Source organism: Mesorhizobium sanjuanii (genome assembly GCF_002529485.1).
In the GTDB taxonomy this organism is placed as follows: Bacteria; Pseudomonadota; Alphaproteobacteria; order Rhizobiales; family Rhizobiaceae; genus Mesorhizobium; species Mesorhizobium sanjuanii.
This window is the reverse complement of the sequence record NZ_NWQG01000042.1, coordinates 1-21060: the sequence shown is the minus strand read 5'-3', so window position 1 is coordinate 21060 and position 21060 is coordinate 1. Positions and strand designations below refer to the sequence as shown.

Sequence of the window (21060 nt, the reverse complement as noted above, 5' to 3'; positions counted from 1 at the left end):
GAGATGGGCCTCATCGAAGCCAATCAGGACACGATGCCGCGCGCGGCCGATCCGCTGTCACTCGGCGAGATCGTCGAGAATGGGCTCTGTATCGGCTGCGGCCTCTGCCGCTCGATCGCCGGTGCCGGCGAAATCGAAATGGTGATGACACCGGCAGGGCGCGAGCGGCCAGCGGCAAGACAGGTGTTGGACGAGGAGACTTTGATGCGGATCAACGCTGTCTGCCCGGGGACCCGGATCGCCGGTCCGCCGCCGGCGCAGATTAGCGAGGCAGCGCTGACCGACACTGTCTGGGGGCCCGCCGAACGGCTTGTGCTTGGCCGCGCGGGAGACGCCACGGTGCGGTTTGTCGGTTCCGGCGGCGGGGTGCTGACGGCGCTCGGACAGTTCCTGCTGAGCTCCGGGCGCGTCAAATTCGTGCTGCATGTCGCGGCATCACATTCCCAGCCGATGCGCAGCGAACGGCGGCTGAGCTTTGATGCCGCATCGATGCTTGAGGGCGCGGGCTCGCGCTATGGCCCGGCGGCGACCTTGGTGGATTTCTGCGACATTCTCGATCGCGGCGAACCCTTCGCGCTGATCGCCAAGCCTTGCGACATCACCGCCGTGCGCAACCTGGCGCGGCTCGATCCCCGCATCGACCGATATATGCGCTATGCCTTGGCCTTCGTTTGCGGCGGCGCATCGGATTTGTCGAAATCGGAACAGGTGCTGCAGCGTTTCGGCCTCGCCGAGGACGAGCTCGCGCTGTTCCGCTATCGCGGCCATGGCAATCCCGGCCTCAATTGGATCGAAACCAGGGACGGTCGCGCCTTCGAACTCACCTATAGGCAGTTGTGGGAGGACGAGGACAAATGGATGATCCAGCCGCGCTGCAAGATCTGCCCGGACGCGATCGGCCAGATGGCGGACATCGCCGTTTCGGATGCCTGGCTGAATGGCGGGCCTGCGGCCGAAGACGAGCCGCTCAACGGCATCATCGTACGCACCCGGCGCGGCCTTGAGCTGTTCGACTCGGCGGTCGAAACCGGCGCGCTGGAGATCAAGCGCGAGACCGGCATTGCCGAGATCAGTGAGTTGCAGTCGCACCAGGTGCGCAAGCGGCGCGCCGTCTGGGCGCGGTTGAAAGGCATGGCGATCGCCGGCAAGCCGGTGCCTTTCGTCACCGACCTCGCACTTGAAGATTGCGCCCTGCAGAATTCGCTGGCGGAGAATCTGGCCGAGGGGCGCGGCGCTCGCGGCCGCGCTCACCGCGGTCGCCTGGGTGAGCCGCCTGCCGCGCCGCGCGAAAGCAAGGTTGGGCAGTCATGTTGAAGGATGGGTGATATGAGTGCCGCCGAGCAGACCGACATCATCATCATTGGCGGCGGCATTGCCGGCGCCGGCGCCGCCTTCGAGATGTCCCGCACTTCCAAGGTGGTCGTGCTCGAGCGGGAAAGCCATTGCGGCTACCACACCACCGGTCGCTCGGCGGCGAGCTTCACCGAAAATTACGGCAACGGCATCATCCGTCGTATCGTGCTGGCGAGCCGATCTTTCCTAGCCGAACCGCCGGCTGGCTTCTCGGATTATCCGCTCCTTAGCAAACGTGGCATGATCACCGTGGCGCGCGCCGATCAGCTCGATCTGCTGCGGAAGGATCTGGAGACCGCGCAGGCTTTGGTCCCCTCGATCGTCGCCATGACCCAAGCCGAGGCGATTGCGCGCGTGCCGGTGCTGCGCGCGGACTATCTCGCCGGCGCCTACATCGAACCGCATTCGATGGATATCGATGTGAACGGCCTGCATCAAGGCTATCTGCGCGGGGCCCGTGCGCGTGGCGCGCGCATCGTCACCAATGCCGGCGTCAAAGCCATCGGACGGCAAGGCAACCGATGGCGGGTCGAAACCCCAGCGGGAACGTTCCTTGCGCCAACGCTCGTCAACGCCGCCGGCGCATGGGGCGACGAGATCGCCATCATGGCCGGGGTGCGCCCGATCGGCCTGCAGGCGAAGCGCCGCACTGCCTTCAACATCCCGGCACCCGCCGGTGTCGACATCACCGACTGGCCGCTGGTCAACGATGTCGGTGCCGAGTTCTACTTCAAACCCGATGCAGGGCAGCTGTTCGTCTCGCCGGCGGATGCGACGCCCTCTGTGCCGATGGATGCCTATGCGGAAGACATCGATGTCGCGATCGGTGCCGAGCGCCTCGAAAGGGCCACCACGATCGAGATACATCGTGTATCGCGCTCATGGGCGGGCTTGCGGACCTTCGTCGCCGATGGGTCGCCGGTGGTCGGACCCGATGACGAGGTCCCGGATTTCATCTGGTTGGTCGGGCAGGGCGGCTATGGCATCAAGACCTCGCCGGCGCTGTCGCGCGTCTGTGCCTGCCTGATCGCGGGCAAGGGCTTTCCAGACGATGTCGCAAGGCAGGGCGTGTCGACGGACGATCTCACGCCGCACCGGCTGCGCGGCGTCGAGTCTCAAGCCAGGCAGGTTGCCTCATGAGCAATGCCGCACTGACGGCCGGCGGCAGGCTAGCCGGGGATCTGCTAGAGAGGCTTGCGCAAGCCACAACCGATGCGCCGGGGATCACACGCGTCGCCTACGGGCCTGGTGAGCGCTTCGCCCACGATCTCGTGCGCGACGAAGCGGAAAAGCTCGGCGCCACGGCGCGCACCGATGCCGCCGGCAATCTTTATCTGACGCTGAAAGGCTGCGACCCCGACCTGCCGGCGATCGTCATCGGCTCGCATCTCGACAGCGTGCCGCATGGCGGCAATTTCGACGGCGCCGCGGGTGTGGTGGCGGGGCTGGCGGTGATGGCCGAGCTGGTCGGGCAAGGCATCCGACTGCCGCGCGACCTGATCGTGCTGGCGACACGCGCGGAAGAGGCTGTCTGGTTTCCGTTGTCCTATCCCGGCAGCCAGGCCGCACTCGGCCTGCTGGAGCCGGTGGCGCTGGAAGCGAAGCGGTCGGACAGCGGACGCACGCTTGCCGATCACATGCTGGAAGAAGGCTTTGATCCCGAAGCCGTGCGGCGCGGCGTTCCGGGTATCGATGCCGGCCGGATCGCGGCCTTCGTCGAAGTGCATATCGAGCAGGGACCGCGCCTTGTCGCATTCGGCGCGCCGGTCGGCATCGTTACCGGCATTGCCGGCGGGTTCCGCTATGTCGATGCGAAGTGCTTTGGCGCGTATGGCCATTCCGGCGCCGAGCCGCGCTTTGCCCGGCATGACAGCGTGCTCGGCTTTGCCGATCTGGTCGCCGGCCTTGAAGCGGAATGGGACGCGCTCGAGCGTGAAGGCCATGAAGCCGCCATCACCTTCGGTCGGGTGGAATCCGATCCTACGCAGCACGGCGGCAGCCGCGTCCTGGGCGAGCTTCGCTTCACGCTTGATGTGCGCAGCGCCGAGGCCGCTGTCCTGGAACGGATCGAGGCGAGGCTGCACGCGCTCTTCGCCGAAGTCGGCGCGAAACGCGGCGTCAGCTTCGAGGCCGGACCAGGCTTCACCTGGGAGCCGGCGACCATGTCGCGGGCGCTGATCGCGAGGCTGGACCGCGCTGCCACCGAACTTCAAATACAAGCGCCACATGTGCCGAGCGGGGCGGGGCACGACGCGGCCACCTTTGCCGACGCCGGCATCCCGACCGCCATGCTCTTCGTGCGCAACGAGAACGGCAGCCACAACCCGCATGAAGCGATGGAGATCGCCGATCTCGATCAGGCGATCCGTCTGCTTCTTCGCTTCGTCACCGACTTCGACAATCCCCTGGGACAGCCATGAACCTTGCCGCGACCGCCTTGCTCGCCATCGACCTGCAGAACGAATACCGCTCCGGTGCCGCCTGGCCGGTCATCGGCTACGATGCGGTGCTCGCCAACGCCGCCGCGCTGATCGAAGCCGCCCGCGCGGCGGGCCTGCCGGTCATCCATGCCCAGGCCTGGGTGACGCCGGAGGAACGCGACGGCTATGCTCGGCAGGAGGAAATTCTGACCGAGGAATTTCGCTCCGCCGTGGCCGGCAGCAATGGCGCGGCGATCTGCGCCGAGGTGGCGGCGCTGCCCGGCGACATCGTCATCCACAAGCACTGGCCGAGCGCCTTTCGCCGAACCGACCTTTCAAAACGGCTTGCCGATCTCAAGGTCGAGAACCTGATCGTGACCGGCGTGCTGACCGACAGCTGCGTGACCGAGAGCGTGTTCGACGCGGTCTATCAGGGGTTTCGCGTCTGGCTGGTCAAGGAGGCCTGCGGCAGCATGAGCGAGGCCATGCACCGCACCGGCATGCTCGACATGGCCAACCGGCTCTATGGCGGCGGCGTCCTGCGCCTGCCCGAGGCGCTGAAGGCGCTCGCCGGCCAGCCTTTCGACGGCTGGCGCTGCACGCGGCCGGTGGAATTTGTCTACAGGCTGGAAACCGTCGACCGGATTTACGAGGCTCTGTGATCGACGCCGCAGTGGCATGCGCCTCTGACAACCTTTGAAGCCGAGGGCTTGAGAACCGCGCCCGGCAATGCTCCGGTCGCCCTGCCGCCCCGCCAGACGGATATGCCATTGACGAAAACATCCTCGATGCCGGTAGCGGGCCGGCGCGGCTCTTCGAAGGTGGCGGTGTCGATGATCGTCGCCGGATCGAAAATGACAAGGTCGGCGAAATTGCCTTCAGCCAGGAATCCGCGCTGCTGGATGCCGAATTCCCTTGCGGGCAGGCCGGTCATGCGGAACACAGCCTCCTCCAGGCTGAACAGCCCGACATCCCTGGCATAATGACCGAGTACACGCGGAAACGTGCCCCACAGGCGCGGATGCGGATGGATGTCGTGCGGCAGGCCATCCGACCCGATCATGGTGCGCGGATGCGCGATGATGGTGCGCACGTCCGTCTCGTCGAGCTGGAAATAGACAGCGCCGGCCGGCAGTAGTCGCTGGCCTGCCTCGCGCTCGCTGCAATTCCATTCGCGCGCGATGTCGGCGATCTCGCGCCTCGCCATTTCAGGATGCGGATCGGACCAGGTGACGAGGATCTTCAGGCCCGTGTCGCAGCGCTCCAGCCGCAGCACGGTCGAACTCGCGGCATAGGGATAGACATCCATGCCGATGTCCATCGTCTGGCGCGCCTGGTCGATTCTTTCCAGTGACGGACGGCTCTTGCCGAAATTGGCGCGGCCCGTGCACTGGTGGTGTGAGATGAACAGCTTGCCGCCGGCATGATCGGCGATGTCGATCGCTTCCTCGATCGCCTCGTCCATCGTCTCGAAATAATTGCGTGTGTGGGTGACATATGGGCCGCCGAGGCTTGCCGCCGTGGCGGCGAGCGCCTTGACCTCTTCGGTCGAGGAGTTGACCGCCGGCGGATAGTCGAGCCCGGTGCTGAGCCCGAACGCGCCCTCGGCCATCGCCTGCTCCACGGCTTCCTGCATCGCCGCCGTCTCCGCCTCGTTGGCCGGACGGTCAGTCACCGGCATGCAGCGCTGGCGCAAAGTGGTGTGGCCGACGAGCAGGGCCGCGTTCGTGGCGATGCCGCGCCGTTTGAGCTCGGCGACATAGTCGGCAAAACGATCGAAATGGAAATTCTCGCGGCCGCCGACCAGCGTGAAGGGCGGTGGCGGCGTCTTGTCGAAAAGCAGCGGCGCAAGGCTGACGCCGCAATTGCCGGCGATCACCGTCGTCACACCCTGGCTGATCTTCGGGTCCATGCCGCGTGGCGCCAGAAGCGCGCCGTCGTCATGGGTGTGCACGTCGATGAAGCCGGGCGCCACCACCTTGCCCTTGGCATCGATTTCCTTGCTGCCCTGCGCGTCGTCCAGCCGACCGATGGCGGCGATCTTGTCACCGGTGACGGCGATGTTGGCTTCGAAAGGTTTCGAGCCGTCCCCGGCGATCAGCGTCGCGTGGCGGATGACGAGATCATAGGGCATCGGAGGTCCTAACCTTCCGGATTGGCGGCGATCTCCTCGCGGCGGCGCGCGACATAGGCGTCGAGCTCCTCGCGGATCGCGGGGTCCATCATCGGTTCTTCGTAGTCGTGCAGGGCCTGCTGCCAGAGCTCCGTCGCCCGCTCCAATGCATCCTTGCCGCCGGCTTCCTCCCAGGCGCCGTGGTTCTGCCAGTTGGAGAGCATGGGCTGGTAGAAGGCGGTGGTGTAGCGCGACATTGTGTGCTCGGCGCCGAAGAAATGGCCGCCGGCTGGCACCGATTTGATGGCCTCGAAACCGAGATCCTCCTCCTGGAACGGCAGCGGCCGCAGGAACTCCATCATGTTCTGCAGAATCTCGACATCGAGCACCAGCTTTTCATAGGACGCGGTGAGCCCGCCCTCGAGCCAGCCGGCCGCATGGTAGATCAAATTGGCGCCGCCCAGCACCGCGCCCCATGTCGCCATTTCCGTCTCGTAGGCGGCCTGCAGGTCGACGACGTTGGAGGCATTCGCGTTGGAGGTGCGGTAGGGCAGATTGTAGCGTCGCGCCAACTGGCCGGCGATGATGTTGGCCTTGGCATTTTCCGGTGTGCCGAAGGCCGGCGCTCCCGACTTCATGTCGACATTGGAGGTGAAGGCGCCGTACATCACCGGCGTGCCGGGATTGACGAGCTGGGTCAGTACCACACCGAACAGCGCCTCGGCATTCTGCTGGCAAAGCGCTGCGGCAAGCGTCACCGGCGTCATCGCGCCCATCAGGGTGAAGGGCGTGACGGTCACCGGCTGGCCATGTTCGGCCATCGCGATCAGTCCCTCGGCCATGGCGTCGTCGAACAGGCGCGGTGAGTTGATCGAGATGATCGTGGTCACGCCGGGCGAGGCGCGCATCTCCTCGACGGAGATGCCGCGCGCGATCGCCATCATGTTGATCCCGTCCATTGCCCTTGCGCGGCCGATCGCCGTGCAGTGGAAGGAGAGATCGCTCAGCGTCAGATTGGCATGGTAGGTGTCGAGATGGCGGGAGTTGGCCGGCAGCTCCATCGGTGCCACCACCTGGTTGCCGATGATGTGGATGGCATTGAAGTGGTGCGCCAGCTTGATGAAGTTCTGGTAATCGGCAAGATTGCCCTGACGGCGGCCGTTGATGCGGTCGTGCACATTGGGCGGGCCCGCCACCAGGCCGAAGACCAGCGAATTGCCCCCGAGGTGCACCTGCTTCTCAGGATTGCGGCTGGTCAGCGTAAAGGAGTACGGCACTGCGCGCAGCGCCTCGTTCACCAGGCTCTCGTCGATACGGATAGTCTTTTCCTCGCGGTCGACGATGGCGCCGGCGGAAGCGAACAGATCCATCACGCGCTCGCTCATGACGCGGATGCCGAGTTCAGACAGGATACGCATCGAGGTGTCGTGCAGCCGCTCCATCCGCTCTTCATCGAGCAACTGCATCGGCGGGTAGGGGTTCTCCACATGTTGCCAGGGCAGTTGCGCGATACCGCCGCCGCTGCGTCCGGCCTTCCCCCTGCGACCACCGCCGCGCCTGTCCTGTGTCATGAGACTGCTTTCCTCTCGGCTTCAGTAACCGCGTTCCGGACTGACGACGTTTTCGAGCGGCGCGCCGCCGCGGTAGCGCTTCAGATTGTCAGCGAACATGCGCACCGACTTGATGTCCCAGCCGTCATAGACCGCCGCGCAATGCGGGGTGACGGCGACGTTCTCGTGGCTCCATACCGGGTGGTCCCCCGGCAAAGGCTCGGTCGCGAAGACGTCCAGCGCGGCGCCCTTGATCTGCTTGCCGTCAAGGGCAGCGAGCAGGGCGGCCTCGTCGACGACGCCGCCGCGCGAGATGTCGATAAGCACGGCGGAACGTTTCATGGCAGCGAAAGCTGCCGCACCGAGCAGGCCGCGCGTGCTGGGCAGCAGGGGAACGCAACAGACGATGAAATCGGCGCGCCCAAGCAGGGTCGGCAGCGCATCTGGACCATGCACCTCGTCGAGGCTGTCCATGGCTTTTGGACGCGCGCGGATGCCAAGGGTGCGCATGCCCATCGCCCGTGCGCGTCCGGCGACGGCTGTCCCCGTCTTGCCAAGGCCGATGATCAAAACCGTCTTGCCTTCGATCGGCTCGACGCGGCCACCGCCCCATTGCCTCGCCTGCCGGCGGCGTTCGAAGCCGCGCAGGTCGAGCGAGAAGGACAGCATGGCGCCGAGCGCGTACTCCGCCAGCATGCCGGCGGCAACGCCAGCCGCATTCGTCACCGTGAGCCGCTCCGGGTCCCAACACCCGAGATGATCGGTGCCGGAGCCGCCGACAGAGACCCATTTCACGGTCGGACTTTCGACCAGGGCCTGGCGTGGAAAGCGCGGCGTACCATCGAAGCGAACGGAGTAAACCACTTCCGCCGCCACGCGCCCGATCAGCTCGGGCAGGGCGGCATAGCTGTCGCAGGCATGCACCGTGAGATCCGGATGCGTCTCCTTGAGCACGGCCAGCGCCGCGGCCGGCCGGTCGCTGTGCAGGATGACGGATGGATCAGCCGACATGATGCCGCTCAGCTCGGGCCAATGTGATCGGCCGAAGGACCGAGCGCGGCAAGAAGCTTCTCACCGGTTTCGAGTGTCGCATTCTCATGCGGCGCTCGCAGGTTCAGCCAACGCCTATCGCCGGAACGCACCGCCAGCACGGCCTTCATCGCCGGGATGAGACCGGCATCCTGGATGATCTTGCGGAACGCCTTGATCGCCGCATCCGCCTCGGCAACATCCTCGCCGGCGATCGTACGATCGTAGAGGGTTCGGATGGCCGCTGCGTTGAGGTTGACGGTCGCCGAGATGCAGCCCGCCGCGCCGCTGGCGAGCCCCTTGGTCAGCTGTGCTTCCGAGCTCGGAAAGACCGCGACCTTAGGCGCCGCGGCAATCACTGCCGCCGTGTTGTTCCAGTCGCCGGCGCTGTCCTTGTACGCCACCACAGTGTCGGGGAACGCGTCGTTCAGCCGTGCGGTCAAGGCGGGGCTCACCGGCACTCCTGAATTCTGCGGGATGTGGTAGAGGATCACCTTCATCGCCGGGTTCGCCACCTGCTCGATCAGTTCGCTGTAGTAGCGAGCTTGGCCGTTGTCGCCGACAGCGGTGTAGAAGAACGACGGCAAGACCATCACCCCGGCGCAGCCCAGTCCGACCGCGTGCGCCGACAGCTCGACGGTTTCGGGTAGCGCGGTGACGCCGGTGCCGGGCATCAGCCGGCTCGGCGCGATGCCGGCCTCGATCAGCCATTCCAGCGCCTGCATGCGCTCGCGCGACGACAGCGACAGCGCCTCGCCGGTGGTGCCGAACGGCGACAGGAAATGCGCGCCTTGGCCCAGCACCCATTTGGCGTGCGATATCCAGAGATCGCGCGCGATGCGGCCGTCGTTTTCAAACGGCGTCAGGATCGGTGCGATGGTTCCTTGCGGGCGGGTCATATGTGTCCTTCCGTATCGATCGGCAAATCTATGCAGTACATGGCCTCCGCCGCTGTCGTCCTGGCGAAGTAGGCCGACGCGGTGACGTCGAACAGTACATCAAAACCCGCTTGGGAGCGGAATGTGACCGCCTCGATGTGCCCGACGCGGGTCTGCGCAATGTCGTCGACACCGAATTCATCCGCTCTGAGATCAAGCGCGCATAGCCGCTCCATCGCTTGCGGCGCGTGCCGGCCAGAGAGGCGCATCCACGCCCAGCCTTCCTCGCGCCACGATGAATAGCCTTTCGGTCCCGTATCGTTCGCCCAGCCGGCCTTGAGTTCGGCAAGCGCCTCGCCGGCACCTTCGGCAAGCAGCAGGATGTCCTCGTTGCCGAGACGCAGGATCCGCATGCCGTGATGCGCGCCGATGCGATTGACCGCGGGCAGGGAGATGCCGTGCGCCGTGAGCCAGGCGGCGCTGCCGCCGCCCTTCAGGCCAAAACGCGGACTGGCCGTCAGGTCGCTCAGCGTCACCGCGCCGACAGGCAGCTTGGTGCCGTGCGCCGCGCCGCCGGCAATGAAGGGAAACACCGCACTCGCGACCATCTACATTTCCTGCCGTGCATTGGCGGGATCGAAGAAAGCGTGAGCAACCACCGGCACGTCGACCAGATTGCCGTTCCGGCACTTCACCGTCACCAGGCTTCCTTCCGTGGAGTCGTCGATATGGACGTAGGCGAGCGCGATGGTACAGCCGAGCGTCGGCGAGAAGCCGATCGAGGTGATCTGTCCGACGGGAGCATTGCCGCGCAGCACGAGGCAGCTTTCGCCGGGTATATCCCTGGCATCGGCCGGAAATCGCAGGCCGACGAGCTTGCGCGCCTGGCCCAGCCTTGCGCGCATTTCGATCGACCGCTTACCGACGAAGAACGGCTTCTTCTTCGAGACTGCCCAGCCAAAGCCGAGCTCGTCCGGCGTGGTGATAGCATCGGTGTCCTGACCGATCAGGATGTGCCCCTTCTCCAGGCGAAGGGTGCGCGAGGCTTCGAGACCGTAAGGCTTCAGACCGTACGTTTTGCCGGCAGTCATCACCGCGTCCCAAAGGGCGGGTGCGAGGCTGGATGGACAATGCAATTCGTAGCTCAGCTCGCCGGTGAAGCCGATCCGCATGACACGCACCGGCACACCGGCGACAACGCCTTCGCGGCCGCTGAGATAGGGGAATGCTTCGCGTCCGAAATCGATGTCGCTTTCCAGCGCTTCAAGCACGGCCCTGGCCTTGGGTCCGGTGACATTCAAGCCGGAGAACGCGCCGGTGAGGTTGAGCACATCGACCCGCAAGCGCCATTGCGCGTTCCAGAACAGCATGTCGGCATAGACACGCGCGACCGCACCCGTGGTGGCCGTCACATAGAACCGGTCTTCCGCCATGCGGCAGGCGACGCCGTCATCGACCACCGAGCCCATCTCGTTGAGCATCAGGCAATAGCGGACGCGCCCGACAGGCTGGTTGGCATGCGCCATGGTGTAGAGGCGGTCGAGGAAAGCGCCGGCATCCGGCCCACGCAGTTCGAGCTTCCCGAGCGTCGAGACGTCGAGCAGGCCGACGCCTTCGCGCACCGCCATGATCTCGTCGCGGATCGCCTCTTCCGCCTCGCTTGCCTCACCATAGACATACGGCCGCCACCAGGCGCCGACCGGCTTCATCACGGCGTTAAGCGCCAAGTGCCTGGCATGCAGCGCGGTGCGCCGCTCGAGCGGTTCGTGGTGGCCGGCGAGCACACCCAGCGTCTCCGGTCCGACCGGCGGGCGGGCAGTGGTGATGCCGACTTCGGCGACTGTGCGGTTGGTCGCCTCGGCAACGATCCTCGCAGTTGCCAGCGCGGAATGGCGCCCCTGGCTGGGGCCCATGCCGACGGTGCTGAAGCGTTTGACCAGCTCGATCTCGCGATAACCCTCCTTGACCGCGTTCTGCAGGTCCTTGACCTGCAGATCTTCGTCGAAATCGACAAAGTCACGGCCCTTCCGATGAGCGACGATCGGCAGCACACGGGCCGGGCTGCCTGCCGTCGGCCTGGTCGATATTCTTTCCTCTCCGACAGCGTGGCCGAGCCCCAGAAGCGCGGCCACGGCCGCGCGATGGCCGCCGGTAATCGCGTCCTGCAGATTGCTGTCTCCGGCGACAGAGCCGGCAAGGTGGATCGGCGCTTTCGGCAGGCTGAGCGTCATTGATCCGCTAACCGCGTCATAGCCGACCTTCGCTCCGGCCTGGCAAGGCAGCTGCCAGGCGGGCACCTGGTCGGCCGAGACAGCGAGCAGGTCGCACTCGATCCAGCTTCCACCAACACGAACGCGGGAAAGATGGCGATTCCCCACGCTCCCCTCGGCGGCTTCGATCGTCGCGGCCTTCCGGATGGCCACGCCCGAGCCGCGCAACGCGGCTTCGAAAGTGCCTGTCTCGCCGCCGGATCTCGGATCAGCGACGAGAACGACCGAGACGCCGGCCTCGACCAGATCGAGCGCCACGCAATAGCCTTCGTCGCCGGTGGCCAGCACCACGGCCTTTTGTCCCGGGCGCACGCCGTAATGGCGGATCAGGCGCTGTGCGGCGCCGCCGAGCATGATCCCCGGCAGGTCGTTGTTGCGGAAGATGGCAGGCTGCTCGATCGAGCCCGTGGCCAGGATTACCGCGCGCGCCCGTGTGCGAAAGAGACGGTCGCCCTGGATCAAGGGCAGCCAGTTGTCCTCGTACCATCCGTTGCAGACGGTCCCGGTCAGCAGGCGCAGATTGGGCAATGCCCGCAGCCGGGAGGACAGGTCGGCAAGGAGGGCCGGATCATGCCGGCCGTAGGTCAGCGAACCGCCGATCTCCGGGTTCTCGTCGCAAAGCACGACATCCGCGCCCGCCTCGGCGGCAGCTATGGCGGCGTTCAGTCCTGCCGGACCCGCGCCGACCACGAGGATGTCGCAATGCAGATGCGTCTTGTCGAAATGCCGGCGCGGGGCCGTTGTGTCGACTACGCCCAGCCCGGCCTTGCGGCGGATCATCGGCTCCCAGAATTTCAGCCAGCTGTCGCGGCGCGGTCCCATGAAGGTGCGGTAGTAGAAGCCGACCGGCAGGAATCGGCCCAGCCTGTCGATGATCGCGTCGCGGTCGCGTTCCAGTGTGCCGTTGACGTTCTGTGCGCTAACGCTAAGCCCTTCGCTGATCGGCGTACGATCGGCAGCGACATTCGGTTCGAACGGCAGTTGCACCAGCGTGTTGGCATCGGCCCCGGTCATCGAGAGGATGCCGCGCGGCCGATGGTATTTGAAGGAGCGCGACAGCACCCACTGTCCGGAGGCGGCGAGCGCGCTGGCGATGCTGTCGCCGGCGTAGCCTTCAAAATGCTTGCCCTCGAAAGTGAAGGGGATCGGACGGCTGCGGTCGATTCTGCTCCCCCAGGGTCCAGGCAGCCGATTCATGATTGAGCCCGACGTTCGGAAGCGTCGAAAGTGCGGATGATCTCGTTGGTGACGAGATCGCGCTCGGCCAGGAAAAAATAATTGCTCGGCACGTGCCGCCACCACTCAACCACGATGCCCCTGCGGTTCTCGGCACGAAACAGGTGTCGCGACCAGTCGGCATCGGCGGTCGTATCCGGATCCGGCTCCGCGCGAACGGGTCCGAAGGATTGGAACTCGTCTATGTTGCGCGGGCCGTTCATCGGGCAAGTGAGGATCTTCATGGTCAGTGGCGTTTCGTGGTCAGTGACTGGCCGCCGTAGCGCCCATTTCGTTGAGCAGCCGGAATGTCTCGAAGCGCTCCAGCGCGAACGGCTTCAGGATGTCTGGCACACGGCCCGTGGCGATGGTCTGCGCCATCCGCTTGCCGGCAACCGGCGTTGCCTTGAAACCCCACGTGCCCCAGCCGCAATCGAGCCATAGATTTTCGAGTGGGCTGGCACCCATGATCGGGCTGTAGTCCGGCGTCATGTCGGTGATGCCTGCCCATTGCCGGAGCAGCCGTACGCCTTGCAGGAACGGAAAGAGGTGGACGGCGCCTTCGGCGAGGTGCTCCTTCATGTCAAGCGTCGATCGCGTGGAATAGAGCTGGTAAGGATCGGAGCCGCCGCCGATGACGACCTCGCCGCGCGAAGACTGCACCAAATAGGTGTGCAGCGAGACCGAGGACACCAGTGTGTGCAGCCAAGGCTTCAGCGGCTGCGTCACCATCGCCTGCAGCGGATAGCAGCGGATCGGAAGCTCCACGCCTGCCATCATCGCCACGTCGTAATTCATCCCCCCGGTCGCGATCAGCACGTGCCCGCAAACGATGCGGCCGCGGTTGGTCTTGACGGCCCGGACTTGATCGCCGACGACCTCGAAGCCTTCCACTTCGGTCCGTTGGTGAATCTCGACGCCGCGCCGCGACGCTTGTGCGGCATAGCCCCATGCCACCGCGTCGTGCCGCGCGGTGCCGCCGTCGGCATGCCAGAGCCCGCCAAGGATCTCGAGCGCGCCGCCATAGTCCATGTTGAGAGACGGCACGAGTTCCTCGATCGCCTTCTGGTCGATCACTTCGGTCCGTGTGCCCAGATGCTTGCCCATCTCGGCGCGTGCGTGGAAGCTGCGAAGCGTTGCTTCCGTGTGCGCAAGGGTCAGCTGGCCGCGCTGCGAGAACATGACGTTGAAGTCGAGCTCCTGCGAGAGGTCCTCGAAAAGCTCGACGGCTTCCTTGTAGAAGGCGATGCCTTCGGGCGTGATGTAGTTCGAGCGGATGGTAGTCGTGTTGCGCGCGGTGTTGCCGCCCGCAAGGTAACCCTTCTCGATCACGGCGACGCTGCTTATGCCGTGGTATTTCGACAGGTGATGCGCGCACGACAATCCGTGGCCGCCGCCGCCGACGATGACGACATCGTAGGATGGCTTGAGCTCCGGCGTCGCGGGAATATCGCCGCTGACCGGATAGGTCCTGCTGAGACCGTATTTCAAAAGTCTGAGCGGCATCTAGCCTACCACGCTGGCCGCTGGAGAAGCGTACTGATCAATGGCGGATCGTAGATCAATACCGAAAGATCGGAAAAACGGCTTTCATGATCCGCAAGAGACAGGACTGCGTCCCGGATCGCGCTGGCGCGGCCCTGTCCCAGCACCGGCGTCGCGAAGCCCATGTACTTGGCCTCGATTTCAGCCTTTGTCAGAGGCGCCTCTGGTCCACCGCGCGCGTGAACGTCGCCGGAAGCCAGCACGCGCGCATCGCGGGTCGTGATCGTCACATCGGCCCAGCGGCCTGCCGGAAAGCGGGCGCTGTGGCGCGCAGATTCCGATACGGTGATACGGTCCAGCATGTCGGCGACGGCGGCATCCTCGAGCCCGCTGCCTGAAATATGTTCCAGTCCGATGCGGCCATGGACGATAAAGGTCGCGACGGCGAAGCGCAGGCTATACTGCGCTTTGGAGGTCGTGTCCGGCATGCTGTCGAACAGCGTTGCGGCGTAGTGGAAGCTGTTCACCTCGACGTTGCTGATGTCGGAGGGATCGAGATGATGCGCATGGCAGAGTCCGCGCGTCGCGTCGATCGCGGCATGCGCCCAACGGCAGATCGGGTACGGCTTCACATACTGGTGCAACACCTGCCAAAAGGTGCCGAGATCCCGCCAATGCGTCGCGACTTCGGGCTCCTCGATCGTGATCGCCGGGGCGCCGGTAAAGCCGCGTTCGGCAAGCACGGCCGCAGACAGGCCGATCAGCGTGCCGATGCCCGAGCCGTCATGCAGCATCGTCGGGTTCGCGATCTCGCGCATCATCTGGCTGCGTGGACCGTGATATTCGGCAATGCCAAGCGCCTGGCGCAGCTGATCGTCGCTGAGCCGCCGCAACCTAGCCGCCACCGCAACCACGCCCAGCGCGTTCCAGGCGCCCGATGTGTGGTAGTCGGACACGGTTGCATGCAGCGAGATGCCCGCCCGGCCAGCGATTTCATAGCCTACGACCAGGGAGGCCAGCGCTTCCGGACCGCTGAGGTCGGGGAGCGCCTCGGCAAGCGCTGCCAGCGCCGGCACGACGGCGACGCCGATATGGCCCCTGGTCGGGCTGTACCCGTCGTGGCCATCGAGATTGTCGATCTGCGTTGCCGCCGCGTAAGCGGCTCCGGCGATGCTGGCGCGGCGGCCGTCGAAAAGCATGCGCGCCGAATGCAGCGGATCGGCCGAGCCGTAGAGAAGGGTGGCGGTGTCGCGGGCGATCCGGCCGGCTTCCATAGGGCCAGCCGCGATGGCGATTCCGAGCGTGTCGAGCAGAAGATATCGCGCCTGCTCCAGGACAGGGGCAGGGAATACAGCTGCCGGCCGCCGCAACACGAAGTCGGCCAGGCGAATGGCAACGCTGGTACTCGCGTCAGGCCCCTCACGCCGATGCGACGGCACAGCCACTGGCATACTCCCCTCTGCGTCACGACATCATTAATTTGGGTTCATCGTGCTTTCACGCAATTAGTTCGGCGGCATTGGCCAAAAAAATTCACGTCTTGCGATCAGTCACGATTGAATGCCGGCCCGTCTGTGGGATAGCTATCCCTTGGGTCTTGCAGGAGTTAGCGATGAAGCCGCCACCCCCGTTGAACTATATCAGGTCCTTTGAGAGCTCGGCCCGGCATCTCTCCTTCACCGCCGCCGCCAACGAACTCGGATACACGCAAGCCGCGGTCAGCACGCATGTCCGCGCGCTTGAACATTACATCGGACGGCAATTGTTCATTCGCTATCCGCGCAGCCTCAAGCTCACCGAAATGGGCGAGGCATTCCTGCCGACCTTGCGCCAGGCCCTCGATCAGATCGATCAGGCGACGGAGGCGATCGTGACCTCGTCGCGCAACCGCACCGTTGTCGTCTCCTGCCCGATGAGCCTGGCGGAGAACTGGCTGGCGGGTTGCATGGCCGCGTTTCGCAAGAAGCATCCCGAGATCGAGATCGTGCTGCACGGTACGATCTGGGAGGATATGAGCGAACAGATAGCCGACATCACGATTTCAACGCGGCGTTTCGACGACCGCCCGCCCGCGGGCATACCGCTTTGGAACGACGAGCTGTTGCTACTCTGCGCTCCGGCGCTGCTGGAGGGCGAACACGCGCTGAAGACGCCGCGCGACATTCTCAAGGTGGACTGGATCTTCGTGCACGGCCGCCAGGAATACTGGCAGGTGGTCACCACGGCGCTTGGCCTCGATATGGACGACCACGACAAGGGTCTGTCGACGAACGCTTCCAACATTGCGCTCGAACTCGCCGCCATGGGGGCCGGACTGGTCGCCACCCAGCGGTCGCTTGCCCACGCCTATCTGCGTCGCGAGCTACTCGTCGAACCCTTTCCGGTCCGGTCGCCAAGCCCCTGGAATTACTACCTCACCGAGAGCCAGCTCTCAAAAGGCAACATCGCGCGGATCGTGCGGGAATGGATCCTCTCGCGAGCGCGCGAAGACGGAGCCTGACAGCCATCCGCGAGCCGGCGGCAGGCTCGCGCTCCAAAAATTGACACGCCAATGGCATCGTTTTTTTAGGTCTTAAGGGCCGCTTTTTGGCGGTTCTTCAGGGCTTGAGCCCTTCCGGGATTTTTGCATCGCCCCTAACATGGATATTGCAAGGGGAATGTAACGGGCGGAAAGCCCTAAACCGGAGAACAACGATGACAATGTTCAAGAGCAACGGTGATCGCGTCCCGGCGGTTATCGAAAGCTACGCAGCCGAAGTCAAAAGCGGCAGGATGGATCGCCGCGAATTCCTGGCCATGGCAAGCGCGATGGGCGCTTCCGCGGCGTTCGCCTATTCGATGGCCGGCATCGCCCCGGCCAAGGCCGCTGCGATCGTGCCCGGCAAGAAGGGCGGCATCCTGAAGATGCAGATGATCATCAAGGAAATGAAAGATCCGCGCTCATGGGACTGGTCCGAGATCGCCAATGTCATGCGCCAGTGCAACGACTACATGATCCGCTACACCACCGACTTCACCTTCGAGGGCCATCTGGTCGAAAGCTGGGAGGTGAGCGATGACGCCACCCAATACACGCTGCATCTGCGCAAGGGCGTGAAGTGGTCGAATGGCGACGACTTCAACGCCGACGACATCGTCCACAACATCGAGCGTTGGTGCGACAAGGCGGCCGAAGGCAATTCGATGGCCGGGCGCATGAACTCCCTCATCGATCCTGCCACCAAGAAAGCGGCAGCCGGCGCCATCACCAAGATCGACGACCACACGGTGAAGCTGAAATGCCTGCAGTCGGACGTCACGATCATTCCGGGCTTTTCCGACTATCCGGCGGTCATCGTCCATCGCGACTTCGACAAGAACGGCGGCGACATGCTCAAGACCCCGGGCACCGGTCCCTATGAGCTGATCTCGTACAAGGTCGGCGAATCGGCCTCGGTGCGGCGGCGCAAGGACTTCACCTGGTTCGGCGGCGAGCCCTATCTCGACGGCGTCGACTGGACCGACTACGGATCGGACGCGTCCAACCCCGCCATCGCCAGCGCCTTCGAGGCCGGTGAGATCGATTGCAACTACCAGACGGTGGGGGGCACGGTCGATCTCTATGACAGCATGGGGCTGGTCAAGGAGCCGGTCGTCACGGCCGGAACCATCGTGCTGCGCACCAATGTGACCAACAAGCCGTATGACGACAAACGAGTGCGCAACGCCATCCAGCTCGCGGTCGACAATGAGACGGTGCTGAAGCTCGGCTACAGCGGCCTTGGACAGGTCGCCGAAAACCACCATGTCTGCCCGATCCATCCCGAATATTACGCTTTGCCGAAAGTTCCACGCGATCTCGCCAAGGCCAAGGCGCTGATGGCCGAGGCCGGCCAGATGGATCACGAGTTCGAGCTGATCTCCTACGATGCGGACTATGTGAAGGACCCCGCCGACGTCGTCGCCGCGCAGATGCGCGAGGCCGGCTTCAAGGTCAAGCGCACCATCATTCCGGGTTCGTCGTTCTGGAACGACTGGACGAAATATCCGTGGTCGACCACCGACTGGGGCATGCGCCCGCTCGGCGTCCAGGTGCTGGCGATCGCCTATCGCAGCGGTGAGGCCTGGAACGAGTCGGGCTACGCCAATCCGGAATTCGACAAGAAGCTCAACGCGGCGCTCGCCATGGCGGATGTCGACAAGCGCAAGGAACTGATGAAGGACGTCGAATCCGTCCTGCAGGACTCCGGCATCCTCGTCCAGGCGTTCTGGCGTTCGCTCTACCGGCACCACGCCCCCTATGTGAAGAACCTCGGCATGCATCAGACATTCGAACTGCAGCTGGACAAGGTCTGGCTCGACAAGGCCTAGGCCGGGCCGGACACAGCAAATATCTCAGGGGCGCATGTTGCGCCCCTGAACTCGCCGGGCGACTGCGATTGACCCGTCAGCTAAATCAAACGCCAAGATAAAAGTCGCCGAACAAGGGAAGAAACATGCGTACCCATGCACAAGCCGTCGTCATCGGCGGTGGTCTGATCGGCTGCTCGATCCTTTATCACCTTGCCAAGTTCGGCTGGACGGATGTCGTTCTCCTGGAGCGCAGCGAATTGACCTCCGGCTCCACCTGGCACGCGGCGGCCAACATTCACGGCCTGCATGATTCCACCAACATCAGCCGCCTCCAGCACTACACCATGGCGCTCTACAAGGAGCTGGAGGCCGAGACAGGCCAGGGCTGCGGCATCTTCCAGCCGGGCTCGCTTTATCTCGCCCAGACCGAGGCGCGCGAGCATCAGCTGAGGCTCCAGGAAGCCAAGGCGCGGCGCTACAAGATGAACTTCTACGAAGTCGCGCGTGACGAGGCGGAGCGCCTGCACCCGCTGGTCGACTTCGACGGCATACGCTGCATCATGTACGAGCCGGAAGGCGGCAATGTCGATCCGTCCGGCGTCACCGCGGCCTACGCCGCCGGCGCGCGCCAGCGCGGCGCCGAGATCCATCGCTTCACGCCGGTCACCGCCACCGAAGCGCAACCCGACGGCAGCTGGATCGTACGCACGCCGAAGGGCGACATCCAAACGCAATGGGTGGTCAATGCCGCCGGCCTGTGGGGCAGGGAGGTCGCCGCCATGGCTGGCCTGCAACTGCCGCTGATCCCGACCGAGCACCAGTACTTCGTTACCGAGACCATCCCGGAAATCGCCGCCCTGGGCCGCCGCTTGCCCTCGGTCGCCGATCGCGACGGCGAGTACTATCTGCGCCAGGAAGGGCTGGGACTGCTCATCGGCGCCTACGAGCGCAAGATGAAATTCTGGGCCGAGGACGGCACGCCGCTGGATTTCGGCCATGAACTGTTTCCTGACGATCTCGACCGTATCGAAGAGAACATGCTGCGCGCGATCGCGCGCGTCCCGGCGGTCGGCACTGCCGGTGTCAAAAAGGTGATCAACGGACCGATGATATGGTCGCCGGACAGCGCGGTCCTGTTCGGGCCGGTGCCCGAACTCAGCAATTATTTCTGCTGCAACGGCATCATTCCCGGCTTCTCGCAGTCGGGTGGGATGGGCAAGCTGGCAGCCGAGTGGATGATCGAGGGCGAGCCTTCGCTCGACATGTTCGCCTGGGACATGGCGCGCTTCGGTCACTGGGCCGGGAAGGCTTTCACCAAGGCCCGCGTCGAGGATCAGTACAGCCATCGCTTCAAGATCCATTTCCCCAACGAGGAACGCACCGCCGGGCGACCGGTGCGGATCCGGCCCGCCTACGACAGGCAAAAGGCGATGAACGCTGTTTTCGGCCTCAATTTCGGGTGGGAGCATCCGCTGTGGTTCGCCGCCGAGGGCGAGCCGCGCGAGGAGACGATCGGCTTTACGCGGCAGAACTGGTGGGGACCGGTGGGCCGCGAGGCGCGCATGCTGCGCGAACGCGCCGGCATTATCGACATCTCCAATTTCGCCAAATACGAGGTAAGCGGTCCCGGCTCCGAGGCCTGGCTCAATGCGCTGTTCGCCAACCGCATGCCGACAAGGATCGGCCGCTCCTGCCTCACGCCGCTGATCGGCAAGCGTGGCGGCATTGCCGGCGACTTTACCGTGACCCGGCTCGCTGACGAGGAATTCATGGTCATCGGCTCCGGCATGGCAGAGCGCTTCCACCAAAGGTTCTTCAAGGCCGTCCCCTTGCCCGAGGGCACGTCCTTCCGCTCGCGCACCGAGGACCTTTGCGGCTTCAACGTGGCGGGACCGAGTTCGCGCGACCTGTTGCAGCGCCTGACCAATGATGATCTGTCGAACGAGGCATTCCCCTTCATGGAGTCGCGCCGGATCACCGTTGCCGGCATCGATGTGGTGGCGCTCAGGGTGTCCTTCACCGGCGACCTTGGCTGGGAACTGCATTGCAAGGCCGCCGACCAGGTCGAGCTTTACGACGCGCTGCTCAAGGCCGGCAACGAACTTGGCGCCGGACCGGTCGGATCGCGCGCGCTGATGTCGCTGCGCGTTGAAAAAGGCTATGGTAGCTGGAGCCGCGAATACTCGCCCGAATATTGGCCGCAGGAGGTCAAATTCGATCGCCTGGTCAAAATGGACAAGGGCGCGTTCCTCAACCGCGATGCCTATGCCGCCATTGCCGAAAAGCCGGCACGCGACGAACTGATCATGCTGTCGATCGACGCCAGGGATGCCGACGCGACCGGCGGCGAGCCGATTTTCCTCGCCGACGGCACGCCGATCGGCCAGGTGTCTTCGGGCGCCTACGGCTATTTCG

The 21060-nt window shown here is 64.7% G+C and carries 16 protein-coding genes; 7 read left to right on the top strand and 9 right to left on the bottom strand.

The genetic code is table 11. From position 1 onward, the window contains the following. Nucleotides 1–3: 3 nt before the first annotated feature. The 4 genes from CN311_RS07565 to CN311_RS07550 are packed head-to-tail and all read left to right on the top strand — an operon-like array spanning nucleotide 4 to nucleotide 4435. The gene (locus CN311_RS07565; RefSeq protein ID WP_097572709.1) at nucleotides 4–1314 is read left to right on the top strand and encodes a Coenzyme F420 hydrogenase/dehydrogenase, beta subunit C-terminal domain; all 1311 of its coding nucleotides are present in this window, start codon (nucleotides 4–6) and stop codon (nucleotides 1312–1314) included. A gap of 12 nt (nucleotides 1315–1326) precedes the next feature. After that, on the top strand, nucleotides 1327–2493 hold the full coding sequence (locus CN311_RS07560) for an NAD(P)/FAD-dependent oxidoreductase (protein ID WP_097572708.1): 1167 nt from the start codon (nucleotides 1327–1329) through the stop codon (nucleotides 2491–2493). Further along, nucleotides 2490–3773 (top strand): Zn-dependent hydrolase, encoded by a 1284-nt coding sequence (locus CN311_RS07555; RefSeq protein WP_097572707.1) that lies wholly within the window; start codon nucleotides 2490–2492, stop codon nucleotides 3771–3773. Before CN311_RS07560 ends, CN311_RS07555 begins: the two co-directional genes overlap by 4 nt. After that, on the top strand, nucleotides 3770–4435 hold the full coding sequence (locus tag CN311_RS07550; protein WP_097572706.1) for a cysteine hydrolase family protein: 666 nt from the start codon (nucleotides 3770–3772) through the stop codon (nucleotides 4433–4435). The genes CN311_RS07555 and CN311_RS07550 overlap by 4 nt, the downstream gene beginning before the upstream one ends. Here the strand turns inward: CN311_RS07550 and CN311_RS07545 are convergent. From CN311_RS07545 to CN311_RS07505, 9 genes are read right to left on the bottom strand one after another with little or no spacing between them, the layout of a single operon-like run. Beyond that, nucleotides 4420–5907, bottom strand: a complete 1488-nt coding sequence (locus CN311_RS07545; RefSeq protein WP_097572705.1) for an N-acyl-D-amino-acid deacylase family protein — start codon at nucleotides 5905–5907, stop codon at nucleotides 4420–4422. The two genes, CN311_RS07550 and CN311_RS07545, sit on opposite strands and share 16 nt — an antisense overlap. A gap of 8 nt (nucleotides 5908–5915) precedes the next feature. Continuing rightward, nucleotides 5916–7457 carry a trimethylamine methyltransferase family protein gene (locus CN311_RS07540; protein WP_097572704.1) on the bottom strand — a complete coding sequence of 514 codons (1542 nt, stop codon included), beginning with the start codon at nucleotides 7455–7457 and terminating at the stop codon, nucleotides 5916–5918. Nucleotides 7458–7478: 21 nt separating this feature from the next. Continuing rightward, nucleotides 7479–8447 carry a D-2-hydroxyacid dehydrogenase gene (locus CN311_RS07535; protein WP_097572703.1) on the bottom strand — a complete coding sequence of 323 codons (969 nt, stop codon included), beginning with the start codon at nucleotides 8445–8447 and terminating at the stop codon, nucleotides 7479–7481. A gap of 8 nt (nucleotides 8448–8455) precedes the next feature. Continuing rightward, nucleotides 8456–9364 carry a dihydrodipicolinate synthase family protein gene (locus CN311_RS07530; protein WP_097572702.1) on the bottom strand — a complete coding sequence of 303 codons (909 nt, stop codon included), beginning with the start codon at nucleotides 9362–9364 and terminating at the stop codon, nucleotides 8456–8458. After that, entirely contained in the window at nucleotides 9361–9951 is a 591-nt protein-coding gene (locus tag CN311_RS07525; RefSeq protein ID WP_097572701.1) for a hypothetical protein, read from the bottom strand. Before CN311_RS07525 ends, CN311_RS07530 begins: the two co-directional genes overlap by 4 nt. Continuing rightward, nucleotides 9952–12810 carry a 2Fe-2S iron-sulfur cluster-binding protein gene (locus CN311_RS07520; protein WP_097572700.1) on the bottom strand — a complete coding sequence of 953 codons (2859 nt, stop codon included), beginning with the start codon at nucleotides 12808–12810 and terminating at the stop codon, nucleotides 9952–9954. Then, nucleotides 12807–13073 (bottom strand): sarcosine oxidase subunit delta, encoded by a 267-nt coding sequence (locus tag CN311_RS07515; protein WP_097572699.1) that lies wholly within the window; start codon nucleotides 13071–13073, stop codon nucleotides 12807–12809. Before CN311_RS07515 ends, CN311_RS07520 begins: the two co-directional genes overlap by 4 nt. 19 nt (nucleotides 13074–13092) lie before the next feature. Next, a complete protein-coding gene (locus tag CN311_RS07510; RefSeq protein WP_097572698.1) occupies nucleotides 13093–14334 on the bottom strand; it encodes an FAD-dependent oxidoreductase in 1242 nt (413 codons plus the stop codon). A 5-nt stretch (nucleotides 14335–14339) separates the two neighbouring features. Further along, nucleotides 14340–15758, bottom strand: a complete 1419-nt coding sequence (locus tag CN311_RS07505; RefSeq protein WP_245440774.1) for an MmgE/PrpD family protein — start codon at nucleotides 15756–15758, stop codon at nucleotides 14340–14342. A 167-nt stretch (nucleotides 15759–15925) separates the two neighbouring features. Between CN311_RS07505 and CN311_RS07500 the strand changes: the two genes are divergently transcribed. The 3 genes from CN311_RS07500 to CN311_RS07490 form a co-directional block, all read left to right on the top strand. Then, entirely contained in the window at nucleotides 15926–16813 is an 888-nt protein-coding gene (locus CN311_RS07500; RefSeq protein ID WP_097572697.1) for a LysR substrate-binding domain-containing protein, read from the top strand. Between the two features lie 194 nt (nucleotides 16814–17007). Then, nucleotides 17008–18663, top strand: coding sequence for an ABC transporter substrate-binding protein (locus CN311_RS07495; RefSeq protein WP_097572696.1), 1656 nt, complete (start codon nucleotides 17008–17010; stop codon nucleotides 18661–18663). 125 nt (nucleotides 18664–18788) lie between these two features. Beyond that, nucleotides 18789–21060: GcvT family protein (locus tag CN311_RS07490; RefSeq protein ID WP_133117150.1), on the top strand; the 2272-nt coding region annotated here is incomplete at its 3' end.